Source organism: Thermodesulforhabdus norvegica (assembly GCF_900114975.1).
Classification (GTDB): Bacteria; Desulfobacterota; Syntrophobacteria; order Syntrophobacterales; family Thermodesulforhabdaceae; genus Thermodesulforhabdus; species Thermodesulforhabdus norvegica.
In genome coordinates this window covers 60,672-72,987 of sequence record NZ_FOUU01000008.1, presented here as the reverse complement: position 1 = coordinate 72,987, position 12,316 = coordinate 60,672, and the positions used below count along the sequence as shown (strand labels likewise).

Here is a 12,316-nt window from a genome sequence, read left to right as displayed (position 1 = left end):
TTGGAGTCATGGAAGCGGAAAAAAAGGGTATCCTTAACGAGGACTGGCTGGCTTTCTGGATCGGTATGTTTTTATTTGCTCTGGGTATGTTAAACTTCCTGGGGGTTGATGCATTAGGATGGGTTGTCAAAACCAGTGTATGGACCAGCCTTTCCAAAGCTCTTTCTCCTGTTTCAAAAGAGGTCAACATCTCAGGATTCTGGTCGCTTGTCTTCACATATCTCTTTATGCTCGGAATAACCACCATCGGAGTTAGCCTGCTCGGTGGAAATACCGGGCGTTTCATGGTGGGATTTACTCTGGTTTTCTGGATAAGCTTCGCATGCTGGTTGCTCGGGCACTGGGCTTACATTGCCGCAACAGATGCCAAGAAGGCCGGAATTCCCTGGTCGTTAAAGCTCACGGGTGAAGCCGGATACATAGTAGCCCTGATTGTGGGTCTCATTTTCGGCAACTTCTTCCCCCAGTTTGGGGAAAAATTTAAAGACGCAATCCGTCCGGAGTTCTACATTAAAACGGCAATCGTTATGCTCGGTGTATCTCTGGGGCTTAAAGCCGCAACTTCATTCGGGCTGGCAACGGCAATAATGTTCCGGGGTCTTTGTGCAATTGTTGAGGCTTATCTCATCTATTGGGCGCTTGTTTACTGGATTTCCCGTAAGTACTTCAAATTCAGTCCAGAGTGGGCTGCACCTCTTGCCTCCGGAATTTCCATATGCGGTGTGTCGGCCGCAATTGCTACCGGTGGTGCTATAAGGGCTCGCCCCGTGGTCCCCATAATGGTGTCTTCGCTGGTTGTTATCTTCGCCGTTGTTGAGCTCCTGATACTTCCTTTCTTTTCTCAGGCCTTTCTGTGGAAGGAACCCCTCGTTGCCGGTGCATGGATGGGTCTAGCCGTAAAAACCGACGGTGCTGCCGTAGCCTCCGGTGCGGTGGTGGATGCCCTGATAAGGGCAAAGGCCGAGACGGCAATGGGAATCAAGTATGCCGAGGGGTGGATGCTCCTCACGGCGACGACCATTAAGGTTTTCATTGATATTTTCATTCCCATCTGGGCTTTTATTCTGGCTTACATCTGGTGCGCCAAGATAGAGTGCAAACCGGGCGAAAGAGTCCAGGCACGAGAAATATGGGATCGATTCCCCAAATTCGTTATGGGCTATGCCCTGACCTTCCTGATTCTCTTGTTCCTGACTTATCCGTCAGCACGAGCCCTTGGACCGGTTAACGAAAAGGTTCAAATCCTGAAATCGGAGATTTCTCATCTTGAGGCGACCCTTGCCAGGACAACCGATACCGCAAAGCAGGCAGAGATCAGCGCTCAAATCACCGCAAAGAAAGAAGAGATCGAACGCCTCAAAGAGTCGGTGAAAAAGGAGCAGTCGATAGTCAACAAAGCCAAAAAGGCCGGGGCTGTTACAACTGGCTCGCTTCGTAAGTATTTCTTCCTCCTGACCTTCTTCTCCATAGGCGTCGTTTCCAATTTCCGCAAGCTCTGGGAGGAAGGAATAGGCAGATTGGCAGCCGTTTATCTGATCTGCCTCTTCGGTTTTATCCTGTGGATTGGTCTATTTATCTCCTGGGTGTTCTTCCACGGCGTTAAGCCGCCCGTAATTGCGGGCTGATGTGGCCCGGTTATGAAATAGTCCGGGGAAGCCCTCATGCTTCCCCTTACGGCAAATAAGGAGGGAGTGGACATGGCGGAAGAACCAAAACTGGCCGAAGAACTTAAGAAAATGGAATATGTCGAATTGATGCCCGTTGAGAAAAAGCTTATCGGTTACAGTCTGGGGCTGGGTATAATATTGTTGGGTATTTTAATCTGGGTCAGCTACACCTTCTTCCCGGCAAGCCACGGATAGAAGGTATATCCGGAAAAGCAACTTAAAGCCGGAGCCCGAATGCACCGTGCATTCGGGCTTTTTTGTGCCCTTCCCTTTTGAACTTGCCAACTCTGAGGTGATGATTAGAATTAGTCGGCTTTTAATGATGGAGCTAATCTCAACACCTGCCCGATCGAGGAGCTAAATCATGGCATTTAGGTGGGAGCGTACACCGGCGGTTCTTATCCTGGAGGACGGAACCGTTTTTTCCGGCAGAGCCTTTACACAAACGGAAAACAACAAGGCTCTTGGTGAGGTCGTTTTCAATACCGGAATGACCGGCTACCAGGAGGTCCTCACAGATCCTTCTTACAAGGGTCAGATAGTAACAATGACTTACCCGCACATGGGAAATTACGGGATCAATTACGCCGATATGGAATCCAGAAACGTACAGGTGGAAGCCTTTATAGTCCGTGAATATCACGAAGTTCCCAGCAATTGGCGAAGTGAGAAGAGCCTTGCTGAATTCCTGGAGGAGTCCGGGAAAATAGGCATAGAAGGTGTTGATACCCGAGCCCTCACAAGGCATATTCGACTTGCCGGAGCAATGAAGGGGATCATAGCCGTGGGGGTTGACGCCTCAGATAAAAGGACCATGGCGGAATTGCTTGAAGAAGTGAGAAATTTTCCCGGGCTTGTTGGAATAGACATGGTGCGTCATGTAACCTGCAGAGAACCGTATCTCTGGCTGCACGGGAAACCTCAACCCAAAAAGGAGTGGGACCCTCAATTTTCCGGGTATCGCATAGCTGCGCTTGACTTTGGGGTCAAATATAACATTCTCAGAAACCTTGAGCGCAGAGGGTGCCAGATTCTTGTATTTCCGGCCAATACTCCGGCTGAAGTTATACTTTCTTATAATCCCGATGGAATCTTTCTTTCCAACGGTCCAGGGGACCCTGCGGCAGTAACCTATGCCGTTGAAACTGTGAAGAAACTCCTCGGCACCAGGCCCATGTTTGGAATATGTCTGGGGCATCAGTTGATAGGGCTTGCCCTAGGAGGTCGGACCTTCAAGCTGAAATTCGGTCACCGTGGGATTAATCAGCCTGTCAAAGACCTTTCCACGGGTAAGATCGAAATAACCAGCCAGAACCATGGCTTCTGTGTTGATCTCGACTCACTGGATACTTCCTCCGTACGATTGACTCACATTAACCTGAACGATGAGACCCTTGAAGGTCTCGAACACAGGGATATTCCGCTTTTCTGTGTCCAGTATCATCCCGAGGCAGCCCCGGGTCCTCACGATGCAACGTACCTTTTCGACCGGTTTATTGAAATGATAAGAAAACACAAAAACTTGTCGGGAATGTGAGGGGCGTAGCATGCCGAAGCGTACGGACATAAAGAAAATCCTTATTATCGGGTCAGGCCCGATTATAATCGGTCAGGCCTGCGAGTTCGACTACTCAGGTACCCAGGCCTGCAAGGCACTGAAAGAGGAAGGTTACGAAATAGTTCTCGTGAACAGCAACCCCGCCACAATAATGACGGACCCGGGCATGGCCGACAGAACTTACATTGAGCCCATAACCGTGGAGGCCGTTGCCAAGATAATAGAGCGTGAGCGCCCTGACGCTCTGCTGCCGACCCTGGGGGGGCAGACGGGCCTGAACACGGCCATTGCTCTGGCCCGAGAGGGTGTTCTCGACAGGTTCGGCGTAGAAATGATCGGAGCCAGGCCGGAAGTCATAGAGAAAGCCGAAGACCGTGATAAGTTCCGTGAAGCAATGAAGAGGATAGGTCTTCGGGTTCCCAAAAGTGGTATAGCCAGGTCCAAGGAAGAAGCAGAAAAGATAGCCGAAGAAATAGGTTTTCCCATTATAATCCGCCCTTCCTTTACGCTAGGAGGAACCGGAGGTGGGGTGGCCTACAACCGGGAAGAACTCGCTGAAATAGTCCAGCGGGGGCTGGATGCCAGCATGATCCATACCGTCATGCTGGAGGAATCGGTGCTGGGCTGGAAGGAATTTGAGCTGGAAGTAATGCGGGATAACAAAGACAACGTCGTTATTATATGCTCCATCGAAAATTTTGATCCCATGGGAGTCCACACCGGCGATTCCATAACGGTAGCCCCTGCTCAGACCCTGACCAATTGCGAATATCAGAAAATGAGAGATGCGGCTATTGCCATAATGAGGGAAATCGGCGTGGAAACGGGCGGATCAAACGTTCAGTTTGCCGTTAACCCTGAAAACGGCGAGATGGTGGTTATTGAGATGAACCCGAGGGTTTCCAGGTCGTCCGCCCTGGCGTCAAAGGCGACGGGCTTCCCCATCGCAAAAATGGCCGCTAAGCTGGCCGTAGGGTATTCTCTGGACGAGCTTCCTAACGACATTACCCGGGAAACCAAGGCGTCTTTCGAGCCCACGATCGATTATGTGGTTGTTAAGATCCCGAGATTTACTTTCGAAAAGTTTCCCAGAACCCCCGACCTTCTTACCACTTCGATGAAATCCGTGGGCGAGACGATGGCTATAGGGAGAACCTTCAAAGAAGCTCTCCAGAAAGCAATACGTTCCCTTGAAATAGGACGTTACGGATTTACCGATCCACCCGCCGATAGCGGCCCCGAATATCTCGAAACACTTCTCGACAGGATAAGCTACCCCAACTCCAAACGGCTCTTTCAGATTGCCGAGGCTCTTAAACTCGGCGCCTCGATTGATGAGATTTACGAGCGGACCAAGATAGACCCCTGGTTTTTACAGCAGATCAAGGAGATTGTGGAATGTGAAGAGTTTATAAAGGCCAGATGCAGGGGCATTTCAGGATTTCTCGATTCAAAAGAGGGCATGAAGTCCGTTAAAGCCATGGGCTTTTCCGACGTTCGACTCGGTGAACTGACGGGAACCGATGAGCTGAAGGTTTTTGAAAAGCGGATGAAACTCGGCGTAAGACCCGTTTACAAGCTGGTCGATACGTGTGCAGCCGAGTTTGAGGCCTATACACCTTATTATTACTCGACCTACGAGGACGAAGACGAGTCCAGGCCGTCATCAAGAAAGAAGGTGGTCATACTGGGAGGAGGGCCAAATCGAATTGGTCAGGGAATTGAATTCGACTACTGTTGCGTCCATGCGTCCTTTGCACTGAGAGAACTGGGCATAGAGTCTATAATGGTTAATTCAAATCCCGAAACGGTGTCCACGGACTACGACACATCGGACAAGCTATACTTTGAACCTCTTACGAGGGAAGATGTTCTGGAAATCATCGAAACGGAAAAGCCCATCGGGGTAATCGTCCAGTTCGGCGGTCAAACACCGCTTAATCTGGCCGTACCGCTTGAAAAAGCCGGAGTCCGAATACTCGGAACGTCACCTGATGCGATCGACAGAGCCGAGGATCGTAAAAGGTTTCAGGCACTCCTGAAAAAACTGGGGTTAAGGCAACCGGAAAACGCTACTGCCACAAGCGTTGACGAAGCCATTTTCCATGCACGCCGTATAGGTTACCCTGTCGTCGTTCGGCCCTCATACGTTCTGGGTGGCCGTGCCATGGAGATCGTTTACGACGAAGAAACTCTCCGTGAGTTCATGAAGACCGCCGTGGAGGTCAGCCCCGGGCATCCAATCCTGATAGACCGATTTCTGGAGGACGCCATAGAGGTTGACGTTGACGCGATAAGCGATGGAAAGCTTTGCGTTGTTGGTGGAATAATGGAACATATCGAAGCCGCCGGTGTCCATTCGGGAGACAGTGCTTGTGTGCTTCCGCCTATAAGCATTCCGCAGGAGCTTCAGAATGAATTGATAAGACAGACGAAGTTGATAGCCCGTGAACTGGGAGTTGTCGGCCTCATGAATATTCAATTTGCCATTCAGAGGGGAACGGTTTACATTCTGGAGGTCAATCCCAGGGCTTCTCGAACTGTTCCCTTTGTGAGCAAGGCTACCGGAGTACCTCTTGCAAAGCTGGCAACGAAGGTAATGATGGGTAAAACCCTCGAAGAGCTTGGGTTCACAAAGGAAGTCGTACCGGCCCACATTTCGGTGAAGGAATCGGTCTTCCCCTTTAACCGCTTTCCGGGTGTTGACATTCTTCTGGGACCCGAGATGAAATCTACAGGGGAAGTTATGGGAATTGACATGGAGTTCGGTATTGCCTTTGCCAAGGCTCAGGCCGCAACGGGTTATCGACTGCCCACATCGGGCACGGTCTTCGTGAGCGTTCATGATCGAGACAAACCGAAGGTCGTCCCGGTGGCAAAACGCTTCGAAGAAATGGGATTCCGGATCATAGCAACCACGGGGACCTGTCGTTATCTGAAAGATCACGGCGTAAAGGCCGAGAGGGTTTTTAAGATCAGCGAGGGTCGCCCTCACGTTATCGACTACATCAAAAACGGTGAAGTCCATCTTGTTATAAACACAAGCCTCGGGCGCAAAACTCAATCAGACGCCTTCCACATCCGAAGAGCTACGCTGCTTTACAACATCGCTTATACCACGACCATAGCAGGGGCTGCAGCACTGGCCGAGGCGGTTTCAGCCCTGAGGAAAGGAGACTGGACGGTAAGGTCGCTTCAGGAATATCATAGTGAGGTTCTGTCCATGAAGATGGCGGCCGAAGCCTGAGTCAAAAATAAGAGGTGAGCAGTTGCCCATGAGGTGTCCGCCCCTTGAGGTTTTTACTCCATCAAGACGGGAAGAATGTGGAATATTCGGAATATACGGCCATGAAGATGCATCGAAATTGATCTACTTCGGATTGTATGCCTTGCAACATCGAGGCCAGGAAAGTGCAGGTATTGCCGTATCTGACGGAAATCGCCTGAGAGACTACAAGAACATGGGCCTCGTCTCAGAAGTCTTCCGTGAAGAGATCCTTCAATCTCTTCGGGGCTATCTGGGCATCGGTCATGTTAGATATTCGACCACAGGCTCTTCACTTCTTTCAAACGCCCAGCCTTTTGTGGTGTTTCATGGTCGTGAATATTATGCCATAGCCCACAATGGAAATCTGGTGAACGCTGTTGAACTCAGGCGAGACCTTGAATCTCAGGGGGCAATCTTCCGGACCACCATGGACACAGAAGTGATAATGCATCTCGTGGCCAGGAACTTGAAGTATGGACTCGAAGAGGCCCTGATCAGGGCGTTGCAGGAGGTCAGGGGGGCCTATTCGCTGGTCATCTGTACCAGGGACAAATTGATTGCCGTAAGAGATCCCATGGGATTTCGGCCTTTGTGTCTTGGAAAACTCCATGACGCTTATGTGGTGGCTTCGGAAACCTGTGCCTTCGACCTGATAGAAGCTCACTACCTGAGGGACATCGAACCGGGCGAGATTTTAATAATCGACCACAACGGAATGAAGTCTGTTTTCCCTTTTCCGACAACCGATTCGCGCTACTGCATATTTGAATTCATCTATTTTGCCCGTCCCGACAGTCGTATATTCGGCCAAAATGTGTATCTGGTTCGAAAGCGTCTCGGCCAGCTCCTTGCAAAAGAATACGACATCGACGCAGACATGGTTATGCCCTTTCCCGACTCGGGCAACTATGCCGCCCTCGGTTATGCGGAAGCTTCAAATCTACCTTTCGAAATGGGTATCATAAGAAACCACTATGTAGGCAGAACCTTCATTCAACCCAGTCAGAATATGAGAACCTTCGCCGTAAGGGTTAAGCTCAATCCCGTAAAGGAGCTAATCCGCGGTAAACGTATAGTTCTCATAGAGGATTCAATAATTAGGGGAACAACCACGAGAACGAGGATCCACACCCTGCGGCAGGCCGGTGCCAAGGAACTCCACATGCTTGTGAGCTGTCCTCCTCACAGACATCCCTGTCCTTACGGGATTGATTTTTCCACGAGAGGAGAACTTATAGCGGCGTCCCACTCGGTTGAGGAAATAAGAGACTTCATAGGGCTGGATTCTCTGGGTTATCTGAGTCTGGAAGGGCTTCTGGAAGCAACGGGAGCGCGTTGCCGTAATCATCCTTACTGCGTCGCCTGTTTTACCGGGGACTACCCTATTCCGTGTGAGGCAGAACTCCAAAAAGACTGCTTCGAAAAATAAGAGGTTTTTTATGGGTAATTGCCTGCTATGGACAAAGCCGGTGACGACGAAAGAATCCGGCGAAGATCTTAAAAGCTCGGATTTGCTGGAACTTGCCAGAGAAGTGTTGAGCATTGAAGCCGAAGGGATTCTGACCGTCAGGAAGCGTCTCGGCAAGAGCTTCGAAGAAGCAATTGCTCTTCTTCTTAATTGCAAAGGTCGGGTAATAACCTGTGGTATAGGTAAGTCGGGAATTATAGCTCGGAAGATCGCCGCCACACTAAGCAGTATGGGAACCCCTTCATTTTTCCTGCATCCGGCGGAAGCCCTGCACGGAGATCTGGGAATGGTAAGACCTGAAGATGTCATTATCGCCCTTTCCAACAGCGGTGAGACCGGTGAGTTAAACCAGATGATTCGTGCAGTTAAACCGCTGGATGTAAAGATCATTGCCATAACAGGTGACCCCTTATCGACTCTTGCGAAGTTGAGTGACATCGTAATCGATGTAGCGGTTCCGAGAGAAGCCTGTTCTTTCGGACTCGCCCCAACAACGAGCACCACGGCGGCACTGGCCATGGGGGATGCCCTTGCCGTTGTTCTGGCCCGGGAGAAAAATTTCGGGCCTGAAGAATTTCGAACCATTCATCCCGGAGGGCATCTGGGCCAGAGGCTTAAAATTCCCGTTCGTGACCTAATGAAAACAGGAGGTGATATACCCCTTGTCCTGCCCGGCACTTCTATGGATAAAGCCATAGAGGAAATGAACGTGAAGGGTCTGGGAGCAACGCTGGTGGTGAACTGTGAGAATAAACTTCTGGGGATTTTTACCGACGGTGATTTGAGACGGGCAATCACCAAGTGGGGTTACAAGCTCTACGAACTGGTAATCGACGAAGTCATGACGAAAGAGCCGAAAACCATCTCTCCGGATTCTGCCGTAGCCGATGCGCTACAGATTATGGAGCGCCATTTGATAACGGTTCTTCCCGTTGTTATTCCGGGAGATCAGGTGGTGGGAATACTGCATCTTCACGATCTGCTGGGAAAAGGTAAGGTACAGTTTCGCCTGACCGACTGAGCGGTATCCCCGTTTTCCGATAAAAGGACACCATGTACACTCAGATTATTTACTTCCTCATCGTAATTTTCATTTTCACCACAACACCCACCGATCTTCCCACCTTTTTCGGGAAGTACAGGCTTTTTGCCGCCCTTTTGCTTCAGTATTTGATATTTCACATTATATGTCGCTTCGGTTACAAAAGAGCACTGCGTAAACTCGGCACGAACAAATTACCTCCCGCCGTAATTATCCATCTGACGGAAGGATTTTTGAACATAGTGGCCCTCGTTTTTCTGGTGGTGTTGACTTACGGTCTTCACATCCAGTGTCTGTTTCCTGAAAACACACCCTTTTATTCTTCCGTTACACTTAGAGCGCTGACGGGACTAGCGCTCTACTTTGTTTATCTCATCATCATCTGGCTGGACGGTCATGCCTTGAGGGTAAAGTGCGGCAACGCCGATCTCGCGTCCTGGGGCTATGTTCGTGAGCAGATAATCCTGTACGCCGGTCTTCTAACACCCTGGCTGATTCTGTCTTTAGCCTCCGAGCTGTTAGAAGAAACGCTGTTTTCCGGTTTTTCCGATTACTCCTGGTATGAAATCATCCCCATAGCTCTTACTCTATCCGTCTTTGCCTTATTCGGGCCTCCTCTTGTGGTGAGAGTATGGAGGTGCAAGGCCATTCCATTCGACGAAAAACGGTTGATTCTGGAGCGCTTCTGCCGGGACAAAGGTTTTGTAGTAAAGGATTTCCTGTTCTGGCCGTTAATGGGCGGCAGGGCTCTTACGGCTGCCGTTGTGGGTTTTTTGCCACGATGGCGCTATATTCTGATTACCCCTGCTCTCTATCGGTTGCTTGGAAATGAAGAATTAAAAGCGGTAATAGCTCACGAGATGGGCCACATAAAGCTCCGACATATGCCTTTCTTTCTTCTCTTCTTCCTCAGCTTCGGGGTAATAATGTACGGGCTTGGTGACCTGGTATTTACATTTTTGAGCCGTTCGGTTTTCTTCGTAAAGCTCGCCTTTTCCCAACGCCCGATAAAACAGCTTCTTTTCGTCCTGCTTTGCTCTATGCCCGCGTTGATGATCCTCATAGCGTACTTCCGATATATTTTCGGATATTTTCTCAGAAATAGCGAGCGTCAGGCGGATGCTTATGCACTTGTGGCGACTGGTGATCCATGGCCACTGATAAGGTCCTTTCAAAAGATCGCCGTTGCGAGCGGTAACACAGAAGACCTCCCGAGCTGGCATCACTACAGTATAAGGGAACGGATTGAATTTCTTACTGCGGCCGCATCTAATCCCGAGGTTATTGAAGGTCACGACAGAAGGATGAACCGATCGATAAAGACTTTTTTCGTCATCCTGGGTTTATTCATGCTCACAACCTGGGTTTTGCAACATACCGACTGGTATCGAAGTCGCGACATAGACATGATAATAACGGTTCTGGAGGGTGAAGTGGAAAGCCCCGTAGAGCGGGCGGACATATATGCCGCCTACGGAGCATACCTTCTGGAGAAGAAGAGATACAGCGAGGCCGAACGAACACTCAAAAGAGGCGTTGAGATCTATCCCAACCATCCCGACCTCTGTAATAACCTTGCATGGCTGTATGCCACTGCACCTCCTCCGTATCGAGACACCGGAAAGGCCGTGGAATATGCAATAAGGGCGATTGAACTGGATTCTTCAAAGCCCCATATCTGGGACACACTTGCCGAAGCCTACTTTGCTTCCGGCGATTATAGAAAGGCTTTAGAAGCTATTGAACAGGCCATAAAGCTTGACCCTTCCAGCCGTTACTACCAATCCCAGCGCCTCAAGATTTTAAACAGACTGAAACATCAGGAAAGTCAATAAAACTCAAAGGCCAAATTGTGACTATTTTCCCTTGCGAAATTCCTGGTATTGTAGATAAGCTATGTCGTCTCCGGCACAGCAGATTGCGATCATCCATTTCAATACGTGAAAGGAGAGGAAAGAAGAACAATGCCTGCTCTTGTAATCGTGGGAACCCAGTGGGGTGATGAAGGAAAAGGAAAGATAGTGGACGTAATAGCCGATAGGGTAGATGCCGTCGTGCGATTCCAGGGCGGAAACAATGCAGGGCACACTCTTGTTGTAAACGGCAAAAAAAGGATTTTTCACCTGATCCCTTCGGGTATTTTACATTCTCACATACTCTGTATGATCGGAAACGGGGTGGTGGTTGATCCCGGAGTGCTTCTGGAAGAAATCGAACGCCTGGAAGGTGAGGGAATTCCCGTAACACCCGATCGGCTCAAAATAAGCGCACATGCTCATGTCATAATGCCTTACCATAAAGCGCTGGACAATGCCCGTGAAATGCGTAAGGGGAAGTCCAGAATCGGCACAACCGGCAGGGGCATTGGGCCGTGTTACGAAGACAAAGCCGCCCGGGCGGGTATCAGAATACACGATTTGATAAACGAAAAGGTTTTTCTGGAAAAATTGAAGAATAACCTGGAGGAGAAAAACTTCCTGCTGCGCAATTTCTACGGAGTAGAACCGGTATCGGAAGAAGATACCGCAAGCAGATACCTTGAGTACGGATCTCGGCTGAAACCTTACATAGACGACGTTTCTCTGTATGTAAACCGATACCTCGCTCAGGGGAAAAACGTACTATTCGAAGGTGCCCAGGGAACCTTTCTCGATGTCGATCACGGCACTTACCCCTTCGTGACCTCCTCTAACACCCTTGCGGGTAATGTATGCTGTGGTGTCGGCCTGGGACCTTCAAGCCTTGACTATATCGTCGGTGTCGTTAAGGCTTACACAACCAGAGTTGGTTCCGGTCCCTTTCCAACAGAGCTCTCCGGTGACCTGGGGGACCAGATCAGAGAGCGTGGAGGCGAATACGGTTCAACTACCGGCCGTCCCCGTCGATGTGGATGGCTTGATCTTGTGATGCTCAGGAAGGCGGCCAGACTTAACGGCTTTCAAGCAGTGGTGCTGACCAAACTTGACGTACTGACCGGGTTGCCCGAAGTAAAGATTGCAACAAAGTACAGAGTCGACGGCGAAATTCTGGACGAGGCACCCTGTGACCTTGAGACCTTTTCCAGGTGTGAGCCCCTTTATGAGGTCCTTCCGGGCTGGAACGAAGACATTTCCAGGGTCAGTTCTTACCAGGACCTGCCGGGCAACACCAGGCGGTACGTTGAACGACTGGAAGAGCTTATAGGGGTACCGGTCTGGATGATTTCGGTTGGCTCATCCAGGCATGAAACGATAGTCAAGAGACCTTTCTTTGAGCAGGCGCCATGAGAGCCCCTGAAGCCTCACATAGTGCTAAGGACAGGTTATCTTCCGTC

At 50.0% G+C, this 12,316-nt stretch carries 8 protein-coding genes; all 8 read left to right on the top strand.

The features are described from left to right. The first annotated feature begins 8 nt into the window (after window positions 1–8). Window positions 9–1,625 carry a putative sulfate exporter family transporter gene (locus BM091_RS10875; RefSeq protein WP_093395757.1) on the top strand — a complete coding sequence of 539 codons (1,617 nt, stop codon included), beginning with the start codon at window positions 9–11 and terminating at the stop codon, window positions 1,623–1,625. A 72-nt stretch (window positions 1,626–1,697) separates the two neighbouring features. Then, complete coding sequence (locus BM091_RS13965; protein ID WP_093395796.1) at window positions 1,698–1,862, top strand: hypothetical protein; 165 nt, start codon at window positions 1,698–1,700, stop codon at window positions 1,860–1,862. A gap of 169 nt (window positions 1,863–2,031) precedes the next feature. Then, on the top strand, window positions 2,032–3,204 hold the full coding sequence (carA, locus tag BM091_RS10865; protein ID WP_093395756.1) for a glutamine-hydrolyzing carbamoyl-phosphate synthase small subunit: 1,173 nt from the start codon (window positions 2,032–2,034) through the stop codon (window positions 3,202–3,204). A gap of 10 nt (window positions 3,205–3,214) precedes the next feature. Beyond that, window positions 3,215–6,472, top strand: a complete 3,258-nt coding sequence (gene carB, locus BM091_RS10860; protein ID WP_093395754.1) for a carbamoyl-phosphate synthase large subunit — start codon at window positions 3,215–3,217, stop codon at window positions 6,470–6,472. A gap of 28 nt (window positions 6,473–6,500) precedes the next feature. Further along, entirely contained in the window at window positions 6,501–7,922 is a 1,422-nt protein-coding gene (gene purF / locus BM091_RS10855) for an amidophosphoribosyltransferase (RefSeq protein WP_093395753.1), read from the top strand. 10 nt (window positions 7,923–7,932) lie between these two features. After that, on the top strand, window positions 7,933–8,982 hold the full coding sequence (locus tag BM091_RS10850; protein WP_093395751.1) for a KpsF/GutQ family sugar-phosphate isomerase: 1,050 nt from the start codon (window positions 7,933–7,935) through the stop codon (window positions 8,980–8,982). Window positions 8,983–9,014: 32 nt separating this feature from the next. Next, window positions 9,015–10,838: a M48 family metallopeptidase gene (locus tag BM091_RS10845; protein WP_093395750.1), complete on the top strand. Its 1,824-nt coding sequence runs from the start codon at window positions 9,015–9,017 to the stop codon at window positions 10,836–10,838. A 129-nt stretch (window positions 10,839–10,967) separates the two neighbouring features. Next, window positions 10,968–12,269, top strand: coding sequence for an adenylosuccinate synthase (locus BM091_RS10840; RefSeq protein ID WP_093395748.1), 1,302 nt, complete (start codon window positions 10,968–10,970; stop codon window positions 12,267–12,269). Window positions 12,270–12,316: the final 47 nt, after the last annotated feature.

What these genes read in the sequence shown, in the direction of transcription:
- BM091_RS10875 (WP_093395757.1), top strand. Translation starts at nt 9, where the DNA reads ATGGAAGCGGAAAAAAAGGGTATCCTTAACGAGGACTGGCTGGCTTTC.
- BM091_RS13965 (WP_093395796.1), top strand. Translation starts at nt 1,698, where the DNA reads ATGGCGGAAGAACCAAAACTGGCCGAAGAACTTAAGAAAATGGAATAT.
- carA (WP_093395756.1), top strand. Translation starts at nt 2,032, where the DNA reads ATGGCATTTAGGTGGGAGCGTACACCGGCGGTTCTTATCCTGGAGGAC.
- carB (WP_093395754.1), top strand. Translation starts at nt 3,215, where the DNA reads ATGCCGAAGCGTACGGACATAAAGAAAATCCTTATTATCGGGTCAGGC.
- purF (WP_093395753.1), top strand. Translation starts at nt 6,501, where the DNA reads ATGAGGTGTCCGCCCCTTGAGGTTTTTACTCCATCAAGACGGGAAGAA.
- BM091_RS10850 (WP_093395751.1), top strand. Translation starts at nt 7,933, where the DNA reads ATGGGTAATTGCCTGCTATGGACAAAGCCGGTGACGACGAAAGAATCC.
- BM091_RS10845 (WP_093395750.1), top strand. Translation starts at nt 9,015, where the DNA reads ATGTACACTCAGATTATTTACTTCCTCATCGTAATTTTCATTTTCACC.
- BM091_RS10840 (WP_093395748.1), top strand. Translation starts at nt 10,968, where the DNA reads ATGCCTGCTCTTGTAATCGTGGGAACCCAGTGGGGTGATGAAGGAAAA.